26 protein-coding genes are annotated in these 23835 nt (G+C 35.6%); all 26 read right to left on the minus strand.

What is annotated here, in order from left to right; genetic code table 11:
• Window positions 1-3: 3 nt before the first annotated feature.
• Window positions 4-882: a branched-chain amino acid ABC transporter permease gene (locus DWY01_RS03945; RefSeq protein ID WP_117993398.1), complete on the minus strand. Its 879-nt coding sequence runs from the start codon at window positions 880-882 to the stop codon at window positions 4-6.
• A gap of 53 nt (window positions 883-935) precedes the next feature.
• Entirely contained in the window at window positions 936-2108 is a 1173-nt protein-coding gene (locus DWY01_RS03950) for an ABC transporter substrate-binding protein (protein WP_117993401.1), read from the minus strand.
• Window positions 2109-2290: 182 nt separating this feature from the next.
• Entirely contained in the window at window positions 2291-3904 is a 1614-nt protein-coding gene (gene groL / locus DWY01_RS03955) for a chaperonin GroEL (protein WP_117993586.1), read from the minus strand.
• Between the two features lie 16 nt (window positions 3905-3920).
• A complete protein-coding gene (locus DWY01_RS03960) occupies window positions 3921-4181 on the minus strand; it encodes a co-chaperone GroES (RefSeq protein ID WP_117993403.1) in 261 nt (86 codons plus the stop codon).
• A 115-nt stretch (window positions 4182-4296) separates the two neighbouring features.
• Window positions 4297-4692: an ATP synthase F1 subunit epsilon gene (atpC, locus tag DWY01_RS03965; protein ID WP_117993405.1), complete on the minus strand. Its 396-nt coding sequence runs from the start codon at window positions 4690-4692 to the stop codon at window positions 4297-4299.
• 2 nt (window positions 4693-4694) lie between these two features.
• Window positions 4695-6095, minus strand: a complete 1401-nt coding sequence (gene atpD / locus DWY01_RS03970; RefSeq protein WP_117993408.1) for a F0F1 ATP synthase subunit beta — start codon at window positions 6093-6095, stop codon at window positions 4695-4697.
• A gap of 12 nt (window positions 6096-6107) precedes the next feature.
• Window positions 6108-6956: an ATP synthase F1 subunit gamma gene (gene atpG / locus DWY01_RS03975; RefSeq protein WP_117993411.1), complete on the minus strand. Its 849-nt coding sequence runs from the start codon at window positions 6954-6956 to the stop codon at window positions 6108-6110.
• Window positions 6943-8478: a F0F1 ATP synthase subunit alpha gene (atpA, locus tag DWY01_RS03980; protein WP_117993413.1), complete on the minus strand. Its 1536-nt coding sequence runs from the start codon at window positions 8476-8478 to the stop codon at window positions 6943-6945. Before atpA ends, atpG begins: the two co-directional genes overlap by 14 nt.
• A 12-nt stretch (window positions 8479-8490) precedes the next feature.
• Window positions 8491-9018: an ATP synthase F1 subunit delta gene (atpH, locus tag DWY01_RS03985; protein ID WP_117993416.1), complete on the minus strand. Its 528-nt coding sequence runs from the start codon at window positions 9016-9018 to the stop codon at window positions 8491-8493.
• On the minus strand, window positions 9012-9527 hold the full coding sequence (atpF, locus tag DWY01_RS03990) for a F0F1 ATP synthase subunit B (protein WP_117993418.1): 516 nt from the start codon (window positions 9525-9527) through the stop codon (window positions 9012-9014). The genes atpH and atpF overlap by 7 nt, the downstream gene beginning before the upstream one ends.
• An 18-nt stretch (window positions 9528-9545) precedes the next feature.
• The gene (gene atpE / locus DWY01_RS03995; RefSeq protein ID WP_003864774.1) at window positions 9546-9788 is read right to left on the minus strand and encodes an ATP synthase F0 subunit C; all 243 of its coding nucleotides are present in this window, start codon (window positions 9786-9788) and stop codon (window positions 9546-9548) included.
• 19 nt (window positions 9789-9807) lie between these two features.
• Entirely contained in the window at window positions 9808-10515 is a 708-nt protein-coding gene (locus DWY01_RS04000) for a F0F1 ATP synthase subunit A (RefSeq protein WP_117993420.1), read from the minus strand.
• Window positions 10508-10867 (minus strand): hypothetical protein, encoded by a 360-nt coding sequence (locus DWY01_RS04005; RefSeq protein ID WP_199519863.1) that lies wholly within the window; start codon window positions 10865-10867, stop codon window positions 10508-10510. The genes DWY01_RS04000 and DWY01_RS04005 overlap by 8 nt, the downstream gene beginning before the upstream one ends.
• A 13-nt stretch (window positions 10868-10880) precedes the next feature.
• Window positions 10881-11048 (minus strand): AtpZ/AtpI family protein, encoded by a 168-nt coding sequence (locus DWY01_RS11955; RefSeq protein WP_117572072.1) that lies wholly within the window; start codon window positions 11046-11048, stop codon window positions 10881-10883.
• A gap of 3 nt (window positions 11049-11051) precedes the next feature.
• Window positions 11052-11672, minus strand: a complete 621-nt coding sequence (upp, locus tag DWY01_RS04015) for a uracil phosphoribosyltransferase (RefSeq protein WP_117993425.1) — start codon at window positions 11670-11672, stop codon at window positions 11052-11054.
• Between the two features lie 132 nt (window positions 11673-11804).
• A complete protein-coding gene (locus DWY01_RS04020) occupies window positions 11805-12545 on the minus strand; it encodes an MBL fold metallo-hydrolase (protein ID WP_117993428.1) in 741 nt (246 codons plus the stop codon).
• On the minus strand, window positions 12535-13881 hold the full coding sequence (gene dnaB / locus DWY01_RS04025) for a replicative DNA helicase (RefSeq protein WP_117993430.1): 1347 nt from the start codon (window positions 13879-13881) through the stop codon (window positions 12535-12537). The genes DWY01_RS04020 and dnaB overlap by 11 nt, the downstream gene beginning before the upstream one ends.
• Window position 13882: 1 nt before the next feature.
• A complete protein-coding gene (rplI, locus tag DWY01_RS04030; protein WP_117993434.1) occupies window positions 13883-14332 on the minus strand; it encodes a 50S ribosomal protein L9 in 450 nt (149 codons plus the stop codon).
• The gene (locus DWY01_RS04035) at window positions 14313-16283 is read right to left on the minus strand and encodes a DHH family phosphoesterase (RefSeq protein ID WP_199519864.1); all 1971 of its coding nucleotides are present in this window, start codon (window positions 16281-16283) and stop codon (window positions 14313-14315) included. Before DWY01_RS04035 ends, rplI begins: the two co-directional genes overlap by 20 nt.
• A gap of 11 nt (window positions 16284-16294) precedes the next feature.
• Window positions 16295-17149, minus strand: coding sequence for a DUF2232 domain-containing protein (locus tag DWY01_RS04040; protein WP_117993443.1), 855 nt, complete (start codon window positions 17147-17149; stop codon window positions 16295-16297).
• A 49-nt stretch (window positions 17150-17198) separates the two neighbouring features.
• Window positions 17199-17429 (minus strand): 30S ribosomal protein S18, encoded by a 231-nt coding sequence (rpsR, locus tag DWY01_RS04045; protein ID WP_003864783.1) that lies wholly within the window; start codon window positions 17427-17429, stop codon window positions 17199-17201.
• 17 nt (window positions 17430-17446) lie between these two features.
• Window positions 17447-17965, minus strand: coding sequence for a single-stranded DNA-binding protein (gene ssb / locus DWY01_RS04050; protein ID WP_117993448.1), 519 nt, complete (start codon window positions 17963-17965; stop codon window positions 17447-17449).
• 18 nt (window positions 17966-17983) lie between these two features.
• On the minus strand, window positions 17984-18277 hold the full coding sequence (rpsF, locus tag DWY01_RS04055; RefSeq protein ID WP_117993450.1) for a 30S ribosomal protein S6: 294 nt from the start codon (window positions 18275-18277) through the stop codon (window positions 17984-17986).
• A gap of 107 nt (window positions 18278-18384) precedes the next feature.
• Window positions 18385-19608 carry an NUDIX domain-containing protein gene (locus DWY01_RS04060; RefSeq protein WP_117993453.1) on the minus strand — a complete coding sequence of 408 codons (1224 nt, stop codon included), beginning with the start codon at window positions 19606-19608 and terminating at the stop codon, window positions 18385-18387.
• Window positions 19605-20861: a 2-hydroxyacyl-CoA dehydratase gene (locus DWY01_RS11875; protein WP_256372083.1), complete on the minus strand. Its 1257-nt coding sequence runs from the start codon at window positions 20859-20861 to the stop codon at window positions 19605-19607. Before DWY01_RS11875 ends, DWY01_RS04060 begins: the two co-directional genes overlap by 4 nt.
• A gap of 2 nt (window positions 20862-20863) precedes the next feature.
• On the minus strand, window positions 20864-23782 hold the full coding sequence (locus tag DWY01_RS04070) for an acyl-CoA dehydratase activase (RefSeq protein ID WP_199519865.1): 2919 nt from the start codon (window positions 23780-23782) through the stop codon (window positions 20864-20866).
• Between the last annotated feature and the right edge of the window lie 53 nt (window positions 23783-23835).

Here is a 23835-nt window from a genome sequence, read left to right on the forward strand (position 1 = left end):
GACTTACACCTTCTCTCTAACGTTTTTACCTAATAAACCAGCTGGTTTTAAAATCAAAATCAAAATCAATATAATGTAGACAATCGCATCTTTATATAATGAGCTTCCATAAGCAGTAACCATTGTTTCGGCAATCCCAATAAATAAACCACCAATCATAGCACCTGGAATACTTCCAATACCACCAAATACAGCAGCAATAAATGCTTTTAACCCTGGAGTCATCCCCATTAATGGATTAATTGAATTATAGTAGATACCTACTAATACGCCGGCAACACCTGCTAAAGCAGATCCTAATAAGAATGTAAATGAAATTGTTTTATCTACATCGATTCCCATTAAACGAGCTGCATCTTCATCTACACTAACAGCACGCATGGCACGGCCCATTTTTGTTTTTTGAACAATGAACTGTAATACAACCATTAAAACAACGGTAATCACAAAAATATAAACTTGCTGCATCGTAATTGTGACAGGTCCTAAATGAAATGATGCACTTGTTAATAATTTAGGATAAGTTCTTACTTCACTACCCATGATATATTGTGTTGCATACTCCAAGACATAACTTACACCAATTGCTGTAATCAATGCGGTAATTCGAGTCGCATGACGAAGTGGCTTGTATGCGATGCGCTCAATCAATACACCTACAACACCACAAAAAATCATTGAAATTAATAGTGCAGGAATAAACCCTAAACCACAATATGTTGTTATTAGAAATGCACAATAAGCTCCTAACATATAGATATCTCCATGTGCAAAGTTGATCAATTTAATAATTCCATAAACCATGGTATATCCTAAGGCAATCAATGCGTAAATACTTCCTAAGGATAGACCATTGACTAGTTGTTGTAAAAAAGCTGTCATACTAACCTCCTTATTAAAAAAGAGGGGGAATTGTTCCCCCTTTGAACAAAGACTTATTTATTTGGGTCTACTGAAACGGCTTCCGTTTGAACACCATCCACTAAGTTAACAACCAATACAGATTTCTTAGGTGAATGTGTTTTGTCAAAAGTAAATGAACCAGTTAAACCATCAAATTTAGTATCCGCAATTGCCTTTTGTAGATCAGCACCAGTCTTACCTGATTTTTCCAAGGCTTGTAAACCTAAGTTTGTTGCATCGTAAGTTAATGCAGAGAACATATTTGGAGCTTCTCCATATTCTTTAGTATATGCATCTACAAATGCTGTTAAATCATCACTTGCATTGACTGTAGTATAGGCAGTTGAATAGTAGCAGTTATTCAAATTTTCTTTACCTGCAAGTTCTGCTAATTTTTCTGATTCAAAACCATCAGCACCTAAAATTGTACAATCCATACCAGCTTCACGAGCTTGTTTAATAATTAATCCAGCTTCTGAATAGTAACCAGCAATGAATAATACATCTGCACCTTTATCTTTTACTTTCGTGATGATACCGGCAAAGTCAGTATCTTTAGCGTTATAGCTTTCTGTAGCTACAACTTCTCCACCCAAATCTTCAAATTTTTTTGTAAATACTTTAGTAAGATCCTTTCCATAATCACTAACTTCATTGATAATTACGGCTTTTTTCTTACCTAAGTTTTCATATCCAAATTTAGCCATTGCCTTACCTTGATATGAATCTTCAAAACAAATACGGAATGCATATTCATAAGGAGAATCCCCATTCATTGTTGCATCGACCTGAGTAGCTGATGGTGAAATGACTGGAACTTGGTTTTGATCAGCTACTGGATATGTTGCGATAGAAGCACCTGAAGTTGCAGGTCCAACCACAAAGGCTACCCCATCTTCAGTCATCAATTTTGTAGCAGCTGAAGTAGATTCACTCGCATCTCCTTTATTGTCCATTTTGACAGCTTTAATTTTATATTTTGAATCCTTATTTGCGTTATATTGTTTAATCGCAAGAGAAGCCCCTTTATACTCCGCTTGACCATAAGAAGCTACAGCACCCGATAATTCATAGTTCAAACCAATTTTGACTGTATCTCCCTCTTTTAATTCTGTACTAGCAGTTCCACTTCCCGAACTACATCCGACTAACATGCTTAATGCGACAGCACTAGAAGCAAATGTTTTTAATAATTTACCTTTCATAATCTATACCTCCCTCGAATTGTACAGATATAATAACGCAAGCGGAAAACGTTTTCAAGTCTTTTTTACATTTTATTACAATTAATTTTACATTTAGTTTTACATTTTACATCATTTCCAAACTCTTTCTTTACACAAAAAAAATAGCCAAAGTTTTTAAACTCTAGCTATTCAATCAACTATTAATACATTCCCTGAGGCATTGCAGGTGCTGGTTCATCTTTATCGATTTTCGCAACTCCAGCCTCTGTTGTCAAGAACAATGCTGAAATACTTGAAGCATTCATTAATGCATTACGAGTTACCTTTGTAGGATCAATAATTCCTGATTCAATCATATCTACCCATTGACCATTTTTAGCATCAAATCCAACATTTTCACCGGCTTCTTTTTGTCTTTCAACAATTTCTTCACTGTTATATCCAGCATTATCGGCAATCTGTGCGATTGGAGCTAGTAATGCATCAAATACAACCTTGATACCTTTTTGAACATCCACTACATCGGATTTAACTTCATCCTTCAAAGCCACATAAGCCTTAACTAAACAAGCTCCACCACCAACTACAATACCTTCACTAACAGCAGCACGAGTTGAGTTTAATGCATCTTCAATACGTAGTTTCTTTTCTTTCAATTCACTTTCGGTTGCAGCACCCACTTTAATGATCGCAACACCATTTGACAATTTACCTAAACGCTCTGCCATACGTTTCTTATCATAATCACTTGTAGTGTTTTCCATTTGCGCTTCAATTTCGGCTACACGAGCAGCCACTTCTTCTTTACTTCCAGCTCCACCAATCATTGTTGTATTATCTTTTGTGACAACAATCTTTTTAACGGTACCCAAATCAGATAACTGCATATCTTTTAATTCCATATTCAAATCTTTTGAATAGAATTTAGCACCTGTCATAATCGCAATATCTTGCAACATTTCTTTTTGGTTGTCACCAAAGCCTGGAGCTTTAGTCGCAACTACATTGAATGTTCCACGAAGTTTATTTAATGCCAAAGTAGAAACTACTTCATTTTCTAAATCTTCCGCAATAATCAATAGCGCACGATTTGCCTGAACCAATTGTTCAAGTAAAGGCAAGATTTCCTGAATATTTGTGATCTTTTGATCTGTGACTAAAACATAAGCATTTTCCATGGTTGCTTCCATCTTTTCACGATCACTAACCATATATGGAGAAACATAGCCCTTGTCATACTGCATACCTTCACTGATTTCAAGCTCAGTTTCAAATCCCTTAGAATCATCTGTTGAAATCACACCATCGCGTCCAACCTTTTCCATCGCATTCGCAATGATTTGACCAATTTCTTCAGAACCAGACGAAATTGTTGCTACATTGGCAATATCTTTACTGCTTTCTACTTTTTTAGACACAGACAAGATATATTCACTTACAGCCTTAGCTGCTTTTTCGATACCTTCACGCATCAATACTGGATTAGCGCCACGATCGACTTGGCGTAAGCCATTTTCAATCATACTTTGAGCTAAAATGGTAGCTGTTGTTGTTCCATCACCAGCTGTATCATTTGTCTTATTGGCAACTTCATACACCAATTTAGCACCCATGTTTTCAAACTTATCTTCCAATTCAATTTCTTTGGCAATGCTTACACCATCATTTGTGATCAATGGTGATCCATATTCCTTTTCAAGAACAACATTACGTCCTTTAGGACCTAAAGTAACACGAACCGCATTTGCTAATGTGTTAACACCTCTTAACATTGATTCGCGAGCATCTTTTGAAAAACGTACTTCTTTAGCCATCATTCATTACCTCCTACTACTTACTAACTGCAATGATATCTTCATCTTTAATAACGATAAATTCTTCATCGTCAACTTTCATTGTAGTTCCTGAATATTCTTTATATAAAACTTTATCACCACAAGCATATCCAGCATCTTTAACGTCAGCTCCAATACTTGCGACAACAGCCAATTTTGACTTTTCTTTACCACTCGTTAAAATAATTCCACTTGCGGTTGTTTTCTCTTCTTTTTCTTTCTTTAATAAAACATAATCATGTAAAGGTTGTAACATAATTCATCCTCCTTTTAGCACTTAACTGTTCTAACTGCTAAATACTATTATACTCATTTTTAGCACTTATGCAACAAGTTTGCTAAATTTTAACAAAAAGAAAATATGGCGAGGATTACTCGCCATATACATGAATTCTATTTATTGCTCTTTCCAATGATAATTGAGCTCTTTTTAGATTCGTATTTGAATCTTTTTTCTCTAAACGCGCCTTAGCACGCTCCATTGATTTTTTTGCACGCTCAAGGTCAATATCCTTTTTACCCTCGATCGCATCAGCTAGAATCATACCTTCGTTTTTGTTGAACTGTAAAAAGCCACCAGAAATCGCATAAATTTCTTCTTCATCATTTTCATTCTTTAAAACAAGCTTACAAGGAACTAAAGATGCAAAGATAGGCATGTGATTCGGTAAAATTGTCGTTTCTCCAACAACCGTCTTTACATGAATACTCTTGACTTCCTGCTTTAAATATTCGCCTTTTGGTGTTACTACTTTAAAAGCAATCATGACTATTCACCAGCCATTTTTTTAGCTTTTTCCTGTGCTTCTTCAATTGTTCCAACAAACATAAATGCTTGTTCAGGAAGATCATCAAATTCACCAGCTAGTAAGCGTTCAAAACTACGAATTGTATCTTCCAAAGGTACATATTTTCCTGGAATACCAGAGAATACTTCGGCTACGTTAAATGGTTGAGACAAGAAGTTACGTACACGACGTGCACGGTTTACGATTTTCTTATCTTCTTCACTTAATTCATCCATACCTAAGATGGCAATGATATCTTGTAAATCTTTATATCTCTGTAAAATATTCTGAACACCACGAGCAACCTTATAATGCTTTTCACCAACTACAAGTGGATCCAAGATACGAGAACTAGATTCAAGTGGATCTACGGCTGGATAAATACCTAATGCCGCAATATCACGGTCCAATACTGTCTTTGCATCCAAGTGAGAGAAGGTTGTGGCTGGAGCTGGGTCAGTCAAGTCATCTGCAGGCACATAAATAGCCTGTACAGAAGTGATAGAACCATCCTTTGTTGATGTGATTCTTTCTTGTAACTGTCCCATTTCTGTAGCTAATGTAGGTTGGTATCCAACGGCACTAGGAACACGTCCTAATAAGGCACTTACCTCAGATCCTGCCTGTGTAAAACGGAAGATATTATCAATAAATAACAATACGTCCTGGTGTTCTACATCACGGAAATATTCTGCCATTGTAAGACCTGTTAATCCTACACGCATTCTAGCTCCTGGACTTTCATTCATCTGTCCATAAACCAATACCGTTTTATCTAATACGCCGCTGTCTTTCATCTCGTGATACATATCATTTCCTTCACGAGTTCTTTCTCCAACACCTACTACGACTGATTTTCCACCATGTTCTTTCGCAATATTGTGGATCAATTCCTGAATCAATACGGTTTTACCTACTCCGGCACCACCGAATAATCCAATCTTACCACCCTTAGCGTATGGACATAGTAAGTCGATAACTTTAATACCCGTTTCTAATGGTTCACTAGTTGTACTTTGTTCATCAAATGCAGGTGCTTTTCTATGAATTGGCATAGTATCTGCATCTACATCTCCTAACCCATCAATTGGCTTACCCAATACGTTAAACATACGACCTAATACATTTTCTCCAACAGGAGCTTGAATTGGTTTTCCTGTATCAATGGCATTCATACCACGTACTAAACCATCAGTACTTCCCATCGCAATACAACGTACTCGATCGGCACCAATATCTTGTTCGACTTCTACAATTAGATTTTCTTCATTTGGGCGTTCAATTTCAATTGCCGTTAATAAATCTGGTAAATTATTCTGTGAAAATTGAATATCAACAACCGGACCAATGATCTCAACGACTTTTCCAATATTTTGACTCATGTTTACCCTCCTTTATGAAAGTGCATTTGCACCACCGACAATTTCAGTGATTTCTTGCGTGATTGCACCTTGACGTACACGGTTATATGCAAGTTCAAGATCATTCTGCAATTGATCAGCATTGTCAGTTGCACTCTCCATTGCCATTCTTCGAGAGGCCTGCTCACTTGTTTTACTCTCTAAATAACGAGAGTATAAAATTGATTTTGTCACCATTGGAATCATGTTTTGAAGCATTGTTTCCTTATCTGGTTCAAAAATCATATCTGCATGTAAGCCCGATTTCTTTTCTTCCTGAGGCTTAGAAACAGGTAATACTGTTTCTAAAGTAGGAACGAATGTCAATGTGTTCTTATAGTGCGTATATAAAATTTGAATTTTTGAAATTTCTTTCTTTTCAAACAAGTCTAATGCATCCTGCATACATTTCGATAAAGCATTATATACATCATCCTCGTCAAGATCACTTAAAACATTTTTTACATTGTAGTTTCTTTTTGAAATCCATGCACCACCACGATTTCCAATCATTACTACATGATCCTTTTCAGAAAACTCATCCTGTATCATACGATATACATTGGCATTATAGCCTCCACAAAGTCCCATATCACTTGTGATCACAAAGATAAAGCTAGGCTTTCCTTGATTTTCATTCAAATATATTGAATCATTTCCAGCACTACGCAATACCATTGTGAAAAGTTCCTGTAAGCCTTGTGCATAGCTACGGTTTTCTTCCATAATTTGTCTTTGTCTAGTTAATTTACTTGAAGCAATCAGCTGCATTGCTTTTGTGATTTTTTTGGTTGAACTAACGGAACTGATTCGAGCCTGGATTGCCTGTCTACTCTGTGCCATGTTGCGCACCCTTTTCTAGCGCATATTGTTTTGCGTAAGCATCCAAAGCCTTCTTGATATCAGCTTCTAATTCATCGTCAATTGCCTTTTTCATATCGATTTGATCCAATACATAAGGATATTCACGATGTACATACTCTAACATTCCTTGTTCAAATTCACCTACATCTTCTGCTTCAACAGGTTTTAAATATCTATTCTTAGCAGCATATAAAGATAGAACCTGTTCTGGAACGGTTAATGGTGAATATTGTTTTTGAATCAATAATTGCGTTAAGCGTGCACCATGATCCAATACATCCTTTGTGCTTGCATCCAAGTCAGATCCAAATTTCGCAAAAGATTCCATTTCACGGTATTGAGCAAGCTCAAGCTTTAATGAACCAGAAACCTGCTTCATTGCTTTTGTCTGTGCAGCACTACCTACACGACTAACACTTAAACCACTATCTACACTTGGACGAATACCTTCGTTAAACATATCTGTCTTTAAGAAGATCTGTCCATCTGTAATTGAAATTACGTTTGTCGGAATATAGGCAGAAATATCTCCTGCTTGTGTTTCAATAATTGGTAAAGCGGTTAAAGATCCACCACCATAATTCTCATTTAAACGAGCAGCACGCTCTAATAAACGTGAATGTAAGTAGAATACATCTCCAGGATATGCTTCACGTCCAGGAGGACGACGAAGAAGTAATGACAGTGTACGGTAAGCTACGGCATGTTTTGATAAATCATCATAAACAATTAATACGTCTTCTCCGTTTTCCATCCATTCTTCACCCATTGCACAACCTGCATACGGTGCAATATATTGTAATGGTGCAGCTTCAGAAGCTGTTGCCGCTACGATTGTAGTATATTCCATAGCTCCGTGTTGTTTTAATTTTTCAACGATTTGAGCTACAGTACTTGCCTTTTGACCAATCGCAACATAAATACATTTTACATTTTGACCTTTTTGATTCAAAATCGTATCGATTGCGATAGCCGTTTTTCCTGTTTGACGATCACCAATGATCAACTCACGTTGTCCACGACCAATTGGAATCATAGAGTCAATAATTTTTAAACCAGTTTGTAATGGGACAGAAACACTCTTTCTTGTCATTACACCTGGAGCTACACGTTCCACTGGACGTGTTCTATCTGTTTTGATTTCACCTAAACCATCAATCGGTTGTCCTAATGCATTGACAACACGACCCATCAAACTATCACCAACTGGAACTTCAATGATATGTCCTGTACGTTTTACAACGTCACCCTCTTTGATATCTGAATTATCACCTAGTAATACGACACCTACTTGTTCGTCTTCTAAGTTCATGACCATACCATATACATCGTGAGGGAATAACAACAATTCACTCATCATGGCATTTTTTAATCCATATACCGTTGCGATACCATCACCAACTGTTAGGATAGTACCACTTTCATTCATTTCAAGATCCTGGTCGATACTTTGAATCTGAGCTTTGATTAATTTTGAAATCTCTGCTGGATTTAAACTCATCATATCACCTGCTTATCTATTTATTGCTTCCTTCATTGCATCAATCTTTGCAACGACCGTATTATCCATCACCAAATCATTTGCCTGTACCTTAATACCTGCAATCAAAGATGGATCCACCTGAACCTCAAGCTCAAGTGTTTTATCTAATTTTTTCTCTAACATTTCTTTCAATCTTGATAATTGATCTTCATCAAGTTTTGATGCACTTGTTACTTTAACAATTTCAATCTTATGTTTCTTTCGGTAACACTCTTCATACGCATCACTAATTTTATCAAGATGAGAAAGTTCATTATGCTCATTTAACACAAGCAAGAAACGAAATACAGTTGTGTCTATTTGCGATTCAAAAGCTGTTTGAATGATATCTTTTTTCTTAACACGAGTAATACTTGGATGTGCTAGAATCTTAGACAATTCAGGCACTGAAGTAATCACTTGTGCTACTTGCTTTAATTCATCCATCCATTCAATTTCTTGTTTTGAATCTTTGGCTAATTCAAATAGAGCCTGGGCATAAGGCGTATAATCTACCATTGTTTATCGCCTGCCTGTTCAATAAAGTCTTCCACAAACTGTTTCTGCGTTTCTTTGTCCATTTCTTTTTTAATCAACTGACTTGCAGCACTTAAGGCAACATCACTAATTGCTTTTTTCATTTCCTTTTGAGCGTCACGCTTTTGACGTTCAATATCTTCACTCGCGTTTTTCTTAATGCGCAAAGCCTCGTCATTTGCTTCTTTTATAATTTGCTGTTTTTCTTGATCCGCATGTGCTCTAGCTGAAACAAGAATGGTATGAGCTTCTTGCGATACATTACGCAATTTTTCATCATACTTTTCTTTAACATCTTCAGCCTGCTGTTTAATAGCCACTGAAGAATCGATATTTTCTTGAATTAAATCTTGTCGTTTTTGAACTAATGTTAGTAATTTTTCCCAAAAGAATTTTTTGGCAAACATCACAATCAAAAAAGTCGAAATACAAACCAAAACAACATCGGTCAATGAAATTCGCAAATAATTGTCAATATTAAAGTCAATCATTACCGATTCTCCCAATCATTAACCTTTGATGAAAATCAATAAAATCGCAATGATCAAAGCATAGATACCTGTTGTTTCAGCTAAGGCAATACCTAATACCATGATTGACTGGATTTTACTAGCTGCATCTGGGTTACGACCAACACTTTCAGCACCTTTACTAGCTGCAATACCCTGACCAATACCAGGACCTAAACCAGCAATCATCGCAATACCTGCACCTAAGCAAGCCATACCACGTACGAAAAATTCATTAAACATTTTATTTTCCTCCTATTTATTAATCTTCCTGAGCTGCCACCTGCTGTCCTAAGAAGAACGAGCTAAGGGTAAAGAAGATATATGTTTGAATTACACCTGAGAATATATCGAAATACATATGTAAAAATGGCGTTACTAATAAGCCTAATAATCCTACTGGCATCAACATTTTAATTAATGTATACACCAACATAGAAATGATATATCCTGCTAAAATATTACCAAATAAACGCATTGTTAATGAAATAGGCAATGCCAACTCACCAATAACATTTAATGGTGTCAACAAGAACATTGGTTCTGTCAATTCCTTCATACGAGCTAATAATCCACCTTTTTTAATACCATTACCTTGGATCATTAACCACATTGTGACAGCCAAAGTCGCATTAAAACTTACATTGCTCGTTGGATTTTGAAGGCCAATCAAACCAATTAAGTTACTTACAATCATCATCACAGTCAAAGTGCCAAACATTGGAACATATTTCTTCGTTGTTTCCCTTAAGTTATCTTTAATTATGTAAAGCACTAAGTTATACATCTCTTCGCAAATATACACAATCCCCTTGCTCGCTTTAGATGGATCCTGCTGTTCAATCTTCTTCCCTGCAAAATAAAAGAAGAACGCAAAGAACACACAAATTCCAAGCCATACAAGAATGGATTGCTGAATCTGTAGAGAAAACTTTCCGATGTGAATGATAATTGCACTTACATCACTCATGGAAATCCTCCTTTTCTTTTAGTGCATATAAAAGAATAGCTCCCTTATTGCACATAAGCCCAGCTAGAACAGCCAAAATTGGCAATTTCATTAATTGACAAACCACTAGAACAAAGCCATACATAAAATATCTTTTCATATATTCCTGTGTACCCACTTTTTTTCCTGCACCTTCATCAGCCGGGATATTTAAAGCCATTTGAACTATTTTATGATACCCAAATAAACCTGTAGCACAACCTATCCAAACAGCTATAAATACTTGAATCATTTGAGAATGAAAAACAAATGCACAAATCAAGGAACAAATTAAACTTAGAATTATAGTATATTTTTCTATTTTTTTATTCATTTGCTGCATCATTTTACCTCGATTTTTTTATTAATAATATAATGCTCCCTATTATGCTGTACATCAAACCCACAATCACAAACAATGGTGTTGTATGTAACCAACCATCAATATTGTATCCTATTAGGCCAAATATCAGCATGCTTGTGCATAACATTCCCGAAAAAGCGTAAGGTTTCATCAATTACTTCGTACCGAAAATACGATCCCCTGCATCTCCTAAACCAGGAACAATATATCCATGTTCATTTAAATGATCATCTAAAGAAGCTAAATAGATATCTACATCTGGATGCGCTTCTTCAACTGTTTTTACACCCTCCGGTGCACCAACTAAACAAACTAATTTAATATTTGTAGCTCCCTGCTTTTTCACCATATCAATAGCTGCTACACTAGATCCACCTGTAGCCAACATTGGATCCACAACAATTGTGATAGCTTCATCTAAATTTTTTGGATACTTTTCAAAATAAGTATGAGGCTCCAAAGTTTCTTCATCACGATACATACCTACATGTGCAATTTTTGCGGTTGGAATCAAATCCTGAATTCCATTTACCATTCCAAGTCCTGCACGTAGAATTGGAACAATAACCACTTTTTTAGCCAATTCATAGCCAGTGTACTGACAAATTGGAGTTTCAATTTCAACTGGTTTCAACGGTAAATCACGTGTGATTTCATAAACCATTAAACCTCCAATTTCATCTAAGTTTTGACGAAAATCCTTCGTCCCCGTATCTTTTTTTCGCATAACTGTTAGCTTATGCTTAATTAACGGATGATCAATAACTGTTAACATTTAAATTACCTACCTTTATAGACCTAATTATAACATTCTTATCCTCAATAGAAAACACTGAAAGAAATGGATTCCTCCAAAACTTCCAGTGTTATTTTATATAATCATTCTACTTTTTATCATTAAACAATTTTACTCAATTGTCAAAATTTCAAACTGCTTTGCCGCTCTTACATCAATTCCAGAAGGATGTAAGTCCTTTCTTAGTAATACATCTGAAAAAGTATCCAGAGCTAGATCTTGCGTATTCGCCTCTTCACTCAAGTGTGCCAAGACAATATTCTTTGTCTTCGCATTAATCAGAGAAGTTAAGTTCAAACTTGAATCTTCATTATTCAAATGCCCACTATCGCTAAGAATACGCTGCTTTAAAAACATCGGACGCTTTGTCTGCATCAAACGATTAACATCATGATTACTTTCAAAAATATAATAATCTGCATTCGCTATATACGGTTTAATTTGATTCGGCACATACCCTGTATCTGTTACATACACAAGCTTTTCACTATCTGATTCAACCACAAACCCAATCGTATGAGGTGAATCATGAGATAAACCTAAAAATTGTATACTTAAATCATTGATAATCAGCTTTTGATTGGGAATAACATCATGCTTATCTAATGCATCCTTTAAATCACAATAGGAATACACATCCAAATGATTAAAATGCTTTAACTGCGAAACATGATCCGAATGCGCATGACTAATCAAAACCCCATTCGTGTCATCCACCTTGGCATTCACTTTTTTAAAACTTTCCATCAAATACTTTTTGGTTGAACCACAATCAATTAATAATTGTGTATTCTGATGACGAATTAAACAGCTATTGCCTTTTGAGCCACTACACAATAAATCAATGCGCATAAATATCATCTCCTGATGCTTCTAAATTTGTAAAGCGAGATATATTCTTTTCAAAAGCCAATTGAATCTTTCCAATACCACCATTACGATGCTTTGCCAAAGACAAATCAACAACCTCTGTTTCTTCTTGTGATTCCTTATCTTTATCATAATAATTACTACGATATAAGAACATAACAATATCGGCATCCTGTTCAATAGATCCAGACTCACGCAAATCGGATAATTGTGGTTCATGATCTGTTCTTTCTTCAACCTTACGAGAAAGCTGAGAAAGCGCAATAACTGGACATTCCATTTCTTTTGCCAAAATCTTTAGATTACGCGAAATATCACTGACCTCTTGTTGACGAGAATCGGCACGCGTTCCTGTAATCAGCTGCAAGTAGTCAATCACAACTAAAGAAATCGAGCCGTTTTCACTCTTTAATTTACGACACTTCGAAAAAATCTGAGATACCTTGATACTACTTGTATCATCAATATAAATCTTTCTTTCACTCAAATGTGAACCCGCCTCATACAAACGAGACATCTCTTCATTTGTCAGTTTACCACTACGAAGCTTATCCGAATAGACCTGAGATTCAGAACTCATTAAACGCTTCATCATCGAATCACTGGGCATTTCCAGTGAGAATATCGCAACCGCTCCTTCATTACGTTTCGCAACTTGAGCCGCAAAATTTAAAGCCAAGGCACTCTTTCCCATGGCTGGGCGAGCCGCAAGAATAATTAGATCTCCACGTTGAAAGCCGTTTGTCATACGATCCAGCAAGACATAACCCGTTTCAATTCCAGTTACACCTTTCATCGTACGAAGCTCTTTTAATTCATTAATAACACGAGTAACAATTTCTTCACTCGATTCAAATTCACTTCCCCTACGATGACGAGTTACATCCATAACTAATCGTTCCGCATCATCTAGTACCGTATCAATATCTTCACCAGATGAATAGCCTTCTTCACTGATTTTATCCGCAACATAAATCAATCTTCTTAGTTGTGCCTTATTCTTAATTGTTTCAATATACGATCTTGATGTCGCACTTGAAATGGCTGAATCTGCCAAACGAATAATATAATCTGCTCCTTGACTCGACTCCAACTGATCGGTTTCCTGTAATCGATTTACGACCGTATTCATATCAATTGGCTGTCCATTTTCATGAACTGTACAAATTGCCTGATAAATCTGCTGATGAGAAGGTAAATAAAATTCTTCTGCATGTAAATCGAGTTCCTGACAATCTTGAATGACTCTTGGATATACCATTAAAGAACCAAGCACAGATTGTTCCAAAGAAACTGCGTTAGGCATTTCACGAGACATATTATGCCTTTTCACTTACATGAACAACAATTTCACCAATCACTTGTCCACGATATAAATCAACAGGAACACGCGTTACCCCTAAAGAGGCAATGGATTGTTCCAATTGAAGTTTTCTTTTATCTACACGAATTCCTTTTTTAGCTAAGGCTTCAACAATTTGTTTACTTGAAACAGAACCAAAAGTAGCACCATTTTTACCTGTACTCAATCTAAACTCTAAAGTAATTCCCTTTAAAGTTTCACTTAAAGCTTCTGCCTCTTTCTTTAATTCTGCTTCATGCTCTGCTCTTTCTTCCATTTGTTGATCTAGAACTTTGGCAGAACCCTTTGTATACGCAATAGCCGATTTATTTTTGAACAAGAAATTTCTTGCATAACCATCGCTTACTTCTACTACATCATCTTTTTTTCCTAATTTACGAATATCTTTAAGCAATATTACTTTCATTTTTCTGTTCCTCCTCAATACACTTTAGAATCATATCCTTCATCTGTTGTACGGATACGTCCTCTCTTTCAACGGCAGCTGCACTAAAATGACCACCACCATTTAATTTTTCCATAATCTTTTGAACATTGTAAGAACCATCACTACGAGCACTTACCGCTACTGCACTAGGATTTGTTCTAACCTTCGCAATTGTAAAGCTAGCCATGCAACCCTTAATCAATAATAATGCCTGCGACACTTGTGCCATCATTGTTTTTTCTAACACTTCATCCTCAATAGCCGCAATCATAAAATGATCATAGTAAGGTCGAGCCTGTTGTATCAACGCATTCTTCATAGAGAAATACAAATAGTCTTCGCACAATGCTTTTTCAGCACGCTTTGTATTAGCTCCCCAATTTTGTAGAGCTGCTGCCGCCTCAAAAGTACGAGCATCTGTATGCATTTTAAATCGATTTGTATCCACTAAAATACCCAAATACATAACAGTAGCCTCCAATTCATAGATTGGAATATGGTTTGGAATATTTTGAAGTAATTCTACAATCAATTCACAAGTTGAACTTGCCGTACTTTCCACATACGTTAATAAAGTGTGCTTTACAAACGTGTCACTACGTCTATGATGATCTATTACTAAAATACGGTTACATTGATCCACAAACTCTTTCGCACTCGAAATAGCCGGAATACCATGATCAGCCATAATCAATAGATCCTTATTGAAGTCCATGGTTGCCATAGCTTCATCTGGTGTAATCAAAGTATGACGTTCCTGCACTACACTTCTAAATGTATTCATTACTTCCTGCAATTGTTCATCTCTAGGTACATCTTTTAATAAAATATATACTTCCTTGCCTAACGCATGTACCCAGTTTGATAAGGCAAGACAAGCTCCCATACAGTCAAAATCACTCATGACATGTCCTGCAATATAAACACGATTCGATTCCATAATCGCTTCTTGAATAGATTGAGCCATAATACGCACACGAACCTTTGAACGTGTAGAAGTTGTTTCGGAATTTCCACCCACAAACTGAACGGTTCCTCCACTCGCACGGATAGCTGCCTGATCTCCACCACGGCTTTGTGCTAATTCAATCAATTCGTTGACCATATCATCTAGCACAGTAAAATCATTGGATCCATACGCAAAGGCCATACTCAACGTAATTGATACATCTAACTTATTTGCTTCATCCTTAATTAACTGCAAAATCGTAAAATTTTGTTTACGCACCTCAGTTAATATTTCTTTATTTAAAATAACTAAGAAACGATCTGAACGTAAACGTCTGACAAACATTTTGTTGTCTTTTGCCCAAGTAACTAAAGAAGCTCTTAAATGTGTATTGATTTGGGCCATGATTTCTTCATTTTCATAAGACTGATATTCCATGTAGTTATCCAACTGCAATAAACCAATCACGATTTCGTTATCTAAATACTGCTGGCGCATATTATAGTAATCCGTAATATCCTTCACATACAATATTTGAGCATCTCTTTTACGCGTGATTTCATAAACATGTCCTTCTGCCTTTCCAATCACCATATCCACATCATCATCAAATAAAGTACGAATATTACTAATCCAGCTTGTTAGTTTATTATTCGTTAATTCAATTCCCTTTTCTTTGAAAAAAGGTGAGGCCCATGTCACAATATATTCTTCATTATAAGTAAGAATACCAACATCTCCAAAATTCAATGCATCTTTCGCATCTTTTCCTAAAACTCTAGAAATATCGACTTCCGTTTTCATCCCATGCTTTTTCAAGGCTGCCCAAAAACCAAAAAAGGCAAAAGTAAATATAAACACTAAGATTAAGGCAACAAACATGAAAATATATTCTTTTTTCACAAACAACAGAATCGATAAAATAAGACCTAAAACAAGGCCTGTAGCACATAAACTGCGCCACTTTTCAAACTGCTTCATATAGAAAACCTCTATTCTCTTCTCAACTGCAAAAGACAGTCTAACTCTCCCATCAACATCCACAACATGTTAAGTCCTGGTATAAATGCGCCAAAAATAGAAATAAATGACCATTTCTTTTTTTGGTGCTTCACACATAAACTCATAAAGTAAACAACGCCAAAATATAGTAACAAAGTACAATCTACAAAGAAAATAACTTGTGTAAAATCAACTATCCCCGTTGGACATTCTATCACATTTTGAATTAAAAAGAACCCAATCCAAATGACAATAGAGAAAACGCCTACCCATCTTGGACTTTGTATCTTTGATAAAGGCTGCAGTGGCACAATATCCATATGCATTCGCATACAGATCATTAATGCCACTAAATGTATGCATAAAGCCTGTAAAAGGCCCAACATGCCTATCATAAGATATGTGAATACCTTTAAACTAATGAATGGAATATATTGTGAAATTAAATGGAAATCTTCATAAAAATCAATTCCAAATAATGTACTCCACAATAGAATAATGCATAGGTTCGCTAGAACAGATAGAATAAAACAAAATATAAAATTTGTCATGTTCTTAAAATGCTTAAAAACACCTATTCCATATAAAAAGCCAATCAATAAAGAGGTCCAACTATAAAACCATGTTGTAAATCCTCCGAAAAACATTGTCATCAAGCCCATACAGACGGTTACTAAAGCTCCCATTTTGACTCCACTCATCGCGGTATAAATGAGCACAGGAAAAGCAAAAATCCAAGAAGCACTGGATTCAATCATTAATGCACTTTGTTGATTTAAGAATAATAAAGCTCCATAAATAGCGCAAACCATAGCACCTTTTGTGATTTGTTTCGTTTTAATCATAATAATATTATATAAAAATAAAAAAAAGACTTCAATATATGAAGTCTAATTAGTCAACCACGTAAGGTAACAAAGCCATTTGACGAGCACGTTTAATAGCTGTTGCTAACATTCTTTGGTATTTTGCACGAGTTCCAGTAACACGTCTAGGAATAATTTTTCCGTTAGCGTTGATGAAACGTTTTAATAATTCTACGTCTTTGTAGTCGATTTCCTTAATTTTGTTCTTAGTGAAGTAACAAACTTTTTTACGACCCATACGTTGTTTTTTAAATGCCATAAGTAAGTCCTTCCTTTCTAGAATGGTAAATCATCACTAGCAATATCTAGTGAGTCATCTGCATTGAATGTTGAATCAAATGCGTTATTTGTATTCTGCACAGGATTTGAATATGAATTTTGATTATATCCATTCTGCACAGGAGCAGCATATGTATTTTGAGCAAAACCTTGATTCATTCCATAATCTTGGCTTGGAGCTGAATAATTTGATTGTGCATTTTTTGGTTCTAAGAATTGAACACTTTCTGCAACAACCTCTGTAACATATACCCTTTGTCCTTGTTGATTATCATAAGAACGAGTTTGAATACGTCCCTCTAAACCAATCAATGAACCTTTGTGTAAATACTGTGTCATTAAATCAGCTGTTTTATTCCAAGCTACACAGTTAATAAAATCTGCATCTGGCTGTCCTTGTGTTGAAACACGACGGCCAACTGCCATTGTGAATGAGCAAACGCTTGTTCCACTTTGCGTTTTACGTAATTCAGGATCACGTGTTAAACGCCCAACTAATACTACTCGATTGATCATATTTTTATTTAACCTCGATTATTTTTCGCTTTCAGTTTTAACAACCATAATACGAATTACATTGTTGCTGATACGAGACAAACGTTGGAATTCGAAAACTCCTGCATTGTTTGCAGTTACGTTGATAACTACATAGTGTCCCTTCTTCATGTGATCGATTTCGTAAGCGAATTCTTTCACACCCCAGTCATCTACTTTGTCGATTGAACCACCGTTGTCAGTGATTGTTGCATGTAAACGATCTGAAACTGTTTTGAACGCTGCATCATCTAAAGATGCATTTACAATGTACATAATTTCATATTTTTTCATGTGTACACCTCCCTTTGGTCTTTTTTGGCTTCTTGCGAAGCAGAGAACAGGCATAAACCTGCTTTGTTATTATAACAAAAAAAGACTTTGTTTGTAAACCACAAAGTCTAATATTTTTTTAATTGATATTGAGCATTATAATAAAGCTCATTACAATCCAATTCTTTAAACACATCAAGCACATCATCCAGGCCTGAAATCAGCTTATAATCATGAATTTTGGATAGTGGAATCCAATTGGATTCCTCATTTTTGTTTCCATTAAACACATTCGTCTTATATAAGAAAACAATATGTCTACAACCATCACTCGATGTAAATTGTTTTGTTCCACAAAGCTTTAATTGATCAACATCCAAACCTGTTTTCTCTTTCACACCATGAATCGCTGATTGAACAAAAGATTCACCAAGCTCAATATGACCTGTTGGCAACGTATATCCATTTGGATTCTGTTGTTCTTGTACAAGAACATTTCCTTTATCGTCTTGAATCATGACCATGTTTGTTAATTCACAGAATTCTGCATTCTTATTTGCACTCAATCTTCGTTTTTCAATAGCCAATCTTCCATCGGCTACAATATTACGAATCTCAGTAGAAATACGACGTTCTGGGAAGGCCCTTGAAATATGTTTTTTTGCTTCTAAAGAGAAGTTATCCAAACTATTCTGTAATTCTTCAATACGCTCTGATAAATCTGGACGAGACAGCATCCATTCTTGGAAAGCTTCTTGGGCTTCTTGAACACGCAACTGACTTTCTGCTTCGAAATCCTTTTTAAAAGCCTCCATCTGTGTTTGTACCTTTTGGAATACTTTCTTGCGGCAAAGCAAGGCAAGTACAGTAAATACACAGTCAATGCCAAAGCCAATTGTAAAGGCAGATAAGAAACTCATTAATGCCGTAAATGGAATATCTAAAACAATATCTTGAATAATAGGATGAATGATATAAACAACTACAATGGACATAATGCCAAATAAAGTTGAATTCAACAAACAAACACGACCATTGATATTCATGAATCGTTCGGAATAATCCCACCATCTTGTTTTAAACAAAATTTCCATCACCCAACTTGTAATATATTCCAAGGTACTTGTAATAATAACACCAAGAATAAACACAAGGATTGGATAATCCTTCACAAATAATAATGGGTATAATACTAATAAAGCACCAAATCCATAAATTGGACAATATGGTCCATATAAAAAGCCTCGGTTAATAAACTTCTTTGCCGGAATTCCACAATATAAATCTTCGCATACCCATCCTAGAAAGGCATACAAAATAAAATATGCATAAGCATATACAAATTCCATCATACACTCGCCTTCATTTCTGCACTTAACTTGGCATTCGCCAACATCAAACGAATACGATTTTCCTGATTGACCTTCGATGCACTTGGATCATAGTCAATCGCTACAATATTAGCTTCAGGATATTGATCCTTAATTTTACGAACCATTCCTTTAGCTACAATATGATTCGGCAAGCAACCAAATGGCTGCGCACTAATAATATTTGAAGCACCTGATTTAATCAATGAAACAACTTCACCTGTTAAAAGCCATCCTTCACCCATTTTTACACCTGGGTCAATAAAGGCTTTTCCATTTTCAATCACTTCACTAAAATCATCCGGCACATTAAATGTCCCATCCTTTTTTACCATATCTCTAAACGTTTTCTGCATACGCATAATAACATCCTTTACTATATTGTATATATAGTGATTTTTCGCATGCATATGATAGTATTCATAGTCAATAATTGAATTTTCAACGCAATATAGTGCAAAATCCATAACACCTGAAAGCACAGGTTCAAAGCCCTCTTCAATTAAATAATCTTCTAAATGCTGATTTCCTAACGGAGAGTACTTCATATAGATTTCTCCAACGATTCCAATACGAATCTTTGTCTGAGTACGATCTTGTGGAATAGCCTTAAACATTTCAATCATCTTTTTATAAATACGCTTTGATTGTTTATAAGAACCATGCTCAAATGTTGGAATTAGTTCATCGATAAATTGATTTACCGCTTTATCTGTAGCTCCTTTTTCAAGTTCATAAGGCTTTACCTGATTGCTTAACCACATCAATGCATCCCCATATAAAGCTCCATACAATACGCGAAGAATCAAAGACATAGTAAATTCAACATTACTGCCTTTTTCAAGTCCACTCGCATTGGCCGATAAACAAGGAATGTGTTGCCATCCTTCCATAGCCAAGGCCTTTCTTAATAATGAAAGATAATTACTGGCACGACACCCTCCTGCCGTTTGTGTAATAGCACAAGCTACATGATTCATATCATATTTACCACTCTTTAGAGCATCAATCATTTGTCCAATCACCAACAAAGCCGGATAACAAGTATCATTATGCACGTGTGCCAATCCTTCTTCACGAACCTGCTCTCCTTCATTGGTTAAAACTTCTAATTTATATCCACTCTTCGCAAAGACTGGTGTCAATAAGCGAAAATGAATGGGAAGCATAGAAGGAACTAAAATTGTGTAATCCTTCTTCATATCAGAATTAAATAATGTGTATTCTAAGCTCAACTTTATGCTCCTTTCTGTTGGGCAATTGCCTCTTTTAAGGAACGCAAACGAATTTTTGCCGCACCCAAATTATCAATTTCATCAATTTTGATCTGTGTATAAAATTTATTTCCATCCTTTAATATATCTCGAACTTCATCACTCGTAATCGCATCAATACCACAGCCAAAGCTTACAAGCTGAATCAAGTTCATATCTTTATTTTCAATCACATAGTGTGCTGCCTGATACAATCTGGCATGATATGTCCATTGATTTAACACATTCACTTTATGTTTTGCTTGTCTAGGAACACTTTCCTCACTGACAACCACAAAACCTAACTGTGTCAATAATTGATTCATTTGATGGTTAATTAACGGATCTAAATGATATGGACGTCCACAAAGCACTATAATTGGATAATTATTTTCACGTGCGTATTCCACTGCTTTTCGATGTTCTTTTACTAATTGTTCATGAAAAGCTTCATACTCATTCATTGCTGCATTTTTCGCAATAATAATATCCTTTTCATTAAAATGAATACCCACCTTTTCAAAATGCATACGAATTGCCTTCGCAAAAGTCGCATTGTCATCAAAACTAATAAATGGATATACAATCTTTGTCTTATCAAAATCCATATTAGCTGCGATTACTTCTGGATAGTAGGCAACCAATGGACAATTATAATGATTATCCGATTGATGTTCGTCCACATTATATGTCATGCATGGATAGAAAATCACATCCATACCTTTATCAATCAATTGTTGAATATGTCCATGCACCACTTTTGCAGGGAAACATGCCGTATCACTTGGAATGCTTTGTTGTCCTGAATGATACATTTCCTTTGTACTTGGTGTTGACCATACAATTTCATAGCCTAAGCTATCAAAGAAACGTGTCCAGAACGGTAATAGATCATAATTATTTAAAACTAGAGGCATACCAATCTTTTTATCATGCGAAAATTTCTTCTTTTGCGCATTCAACATATCCGTTTTGATCTTATATAGATCTGGAAGTTCTTCCTTCTTTGTTTCAACACGATGTACCATCTTATCGCACTTATTTCCCGCAACTAAGCGCGTTCCATCATTGAATGTATTAATGGTCAATGAACAATGGTTGTTGCAGCCTTGGCAAGCAACAGATTGTGATTTATGCGTAAATTTAACAAGTTGTTCATAATTCAAAATATTACTTCGAGTACGATGTAATTTTTTTGCGTATAAAGCCGCTCCATAAGCTCCCATTAAAGGGGCAATACTTGGTCGAATGACTTCAAGTCCAAGCTCTTGCTCAAAGCAACGAAGCACTGAATCATTTTGGAAGGTTCCACCCTGTACAACGATATGCTTTCCAATATCATCTTTATTCTTTGCACGAATCACTTTATACAATGCGTTCTTTACAACAGATTTACAAAGTCCTGCCGAAATATCTTCAATACTAGCACCATTCTTTTGTGCTTGTTTCACACCTGAATTCATAAATACCGTACAACGCGTTCCTAAATCAACTGGATGTTTTGATTTCAAGCCAAGTGTTGCAAATTCTTTCGCATCATATCCAAGTGATTTTGCGAATGTTTCAATGAATGAACCACACCCACTTGAACAAGCTTCATTCAACACAATATCATCAATGTGTCCTTCACGAATTTTAAAACATTTTATATCTTGTCCACCAATATCTAGAATGTAGTCTACTTCTGGATTAAATGAACGTGCGGCCGTATAGTGTGCCATCGTTTCAACAATCCCACCATCCAAATGGAAGGCATGACGCATCAATTCTTCTCCATACCCCGTCGCATAGGCTCCATAGATTTTAATATTTGGGTTTGTTTCATAAATCTTTTTTAAGTCTTCCAATACTACATCGAGTGGATTTCCTTTATTTGATGTATACGAATCATATAAAATCGCATCATTTTCATCGAGTAAAACCAATTTTGTGGTAGTAGAACCAGAATCAATTCCTAAATACGCTTTGCCTGCATAATCCTTTAACTTGGCATACTTTGCATCATGCGATTTATGACGCTCAATAAATTTTTGATAATCTTCTTCACTTTCAAATAAAGGCTTTGATTCTGCCAATTTAGCCGGTGCATGCACCAAGTCCTCTAGTATTTTATACAACTCATTATATGTATATTCTTTATCTGCACAAAGCGCTGTTCCTAAAGCCACAAAGTTAATTGCCGTTTCAGGACAGTTTACCTGCACATCTGTCAATTTTAAAGTTTCAACGAATCGGTTTCTTAAGCCACTCATAAAGTAAAGTGGTCCACCTAAAAATAGAATATTTCCTTCGATTTTTCTTCCTTGTGCAAGCGAAGTAATTGTCTGATCCACAACCGCTTGAAATATACTTGCACATAAATCACATTTATCCACACCTTGATTAATTAATGGTTGAATATCTGTTTTCGCAAATACACCACATCGTGATGCGATTGGATATAAGCGATGATAGTTTAAGCTAGCTTCGTTCATTTCTTCCAATGACATATTTAATAAGGTTGCCATTTGATCAATAAAAGCACCTGTCCCTCCAGCACAAGTAGAGTTCATTCTTTGTTCTACACTTCCTTGAAAGAAAAGAATTTTCGCATCTTCTCCGCCAAGCTCAATAGCACAATCTGTTTCTGGATATAATTTAGAAACGCCTGTTGCACTTGCGAACACTTCTTGAACAAAAGGTAATTCCCCTTGCTCACAAAGTCCTAAGGCACCAGATCCACTGATTGCGAATTTAAATGGTTCCTTTGTATATTTTTTTAATTCTATTAATTTATCTAAAGCCTTTTGGCGCACTTGCGCCTTGTGCCTTTCATAACTTTTATAACAGATTTGGTTATTTTCATCTATAACAACCGCTTTGATTGTTGTACTTCCAATGTCGAATCCTATACGATAACCCATAATCTCCTCCATTTTCTTTTTTTATCAGTATTATTATACTCATTTTTCAATTA

Source organism: Eubacterium sp. AF22-8LB, assembly GCF_003458715.1.
In the GTDB taxonomy this organism is placed as follows: Bacteria; Bacillota_I; Bacilli_A; order Erysipelotrichales; family Erysipelotrichaceae; genus Holdemanella.

What these genes read in the sequence shown, in the direction of transcription:
- DWY01_RS03945 (WP_117993398.1), bottom strand. Translation starts at nt 882, where the DNA reads ATGACAGCTTTTTTACAACAACTAGTCAATGGTCTATCCTTAGGAAGT.
- DWY01_RS03950 (WP_117993401.1), bottom strand. Translation starts at nt 2,108, where the DNA reads ATGAAAGGTAAATTATTAAAAACATTTGCTTCTAGTGCTGTCGCATTA.
- groL (WP_117993586.1), bottom strand. Translation starts at nt 3,904, where the DNA reads ATGGCTAAAGAAGTACGTTTTTCAAAAGATGCTCGCGAATCAATGTTA.
- DWY01_RS03960 (WP_117993403.1), bottom strand. Translation starts at nt 4,181, where the DNA reads ATGTTACAACCTTTACATGATTATGTTTTATTAAAGAAAGAAAAAGAA.
- atpC (WP_117993405.1), bottom strand. Translation starts at nt 4,692, where the DNA reads ATGATTGCTTTTAAAGTAGTAACACCAAAAGGCGAATATTTAAAGCAG.
- atpD (WP_117993408.1), bottom strand. Translation starts at nt 6,095, where the DNA reads ATGAGTCAAAATATTGGAAAAGTCGTTGAGATCATTGGTCCGGTTGTT.
- atpG (WP_117993411.1), bottom strand. Translation starts at nt 6,956, where the DNA reads ATGGCACAGAGTAGACAGGCAATCCAGGCTCGAATCAGTTCCGTTAGT.
- atpA (WP_117993413.1), bottom strand. Translation starts at nt 8,478, where the DNA reads ATGAGTTTAAATCCAGCAGAGATTTCAAAATTAATCAAAGCTCAGATT.
- atpH (WP_117993416.1), bottom strand. Translation starts at nt 9,018, where the DNA reads ATGGTAGATTATACGCCTTATGCCCAGGCTCTATTTGAATTAGCCAAA.
- atpF (WP_117993418.1), bottom strand. Translation starts at nt 9,527, where the DNA reads ATGATTGACTTTAATATTGACAATTATTTGCGAATTTCATTGACCGAT.
- atpE (WP_003864774.1), bottom strand. Translation starts at nt 9,788, where the DNA reads ATGTTTAATGAATTTTTCGTACGTGGTATGGCTTGCTTAGGTGCAGGT.
- DWY01_RS04000 (WP_117993420.1), bottom strand. Translation starts at nt 10,515, where the DNA reads ATGAGTGATGTAAGTGCAATTATCATTCACATCGGAAAGTTTTCTCTA.
- DWY01_RS04005 (WP_199519863.1), bottom strand. Translation starts at nt 10,867, where the DNA reads ATGAATAAAAAAATAGAAAAATATACTATAATTCTAAGTTTAATTTGT.
- DWY01_RS11955 (WP_117572072.1), bottom strand. Translation starts at nt 11,048, where the DNA reads ATGAAACCTTACGCTTTTTCGGGAATGTTATGCACAAGCATGCTGATA.
- upp (WP_117993425.1), bottom strand. Translation starts at nt 11,672, where the DNA reads ATGTTAACAGTTATTGATCATCCGTTAATTAAGCATAAGCTAACAGTT.
- DWY01_RS04020 (WP_117993428.1), bottom strand. Translation starts at nt 12,545, where the DNA reads ATGCGCATTGATTTATTGTGTAGTGGCTCAAAAGGCAATAGCTGTTTA.
- dnaB (WP_117993430.1), bottom strand. Translation starts at nt 13,881, where the DNA reads ATGTCTCGTGAAATGCCTAACGCAGTTTCTTTGGAACAATCTGTGCTT.
- rplI (WP_117993434.1), bottom strand. Translation starts at nt 14,332, where the DNA reads ATGAAAGTAATATTGCTTAAAGATATTCGTAAATTAGGAAAAAAAGAT.
- DWY01_RS04035 (WP_199519864.1), bottom strand. Translation starts at nt 16,283, where the DNA reads ATGAAGCAGTTTGAAAAGTGGCGCAGTTTATGTGCTACAGGCCTTGTT.
- DWY01_RS04040 (WP_117993443.1), bottom strand. Translation starts at nt 17,149, where the DNA reads ATGATTAAAACGAAACAAATCACAAAAGGTGCTATGGTTTGCGCTATT.
- rpsR (WP_003864783.1), bottom strand. Translation starts at nt 17,429, where the DNA reads ATGGCATTTAAAAAACAACGTATGGGTCGTAAAAAAGTTTGTTACTTC.
- ssb (WP_117993448.1), bottom strand. Translation starts at nt 17,965, where the DNA reads ATGATCAATCGAGTAGTATTAGTTGGGCGTTTAACACGTGATCCTGAA.
- rpsF (WP_117993450.1), bottom strand. Translation starts at nt 18,277, where the DNA reads ATGAAAAAATATGAAATTATGTACATTGTAAATGCATCTTTAGATGAT.
- DWY01_RS04060 (WP_117993453.1), bottom strand. Translation starts at nt 19,608, where the DNA reads ATGATGGAATTTGTATATGCTTATGCATATTTTATTTTGTATGCCTTT.
- DWY01_RS04070 (WP_199519865.1), bottom strand. Translation starts at nt 23,782, where the DNA reads ATGGGTTATCGTATAGGATTCGACATTGGAAGTACAACAATCAAAGCG.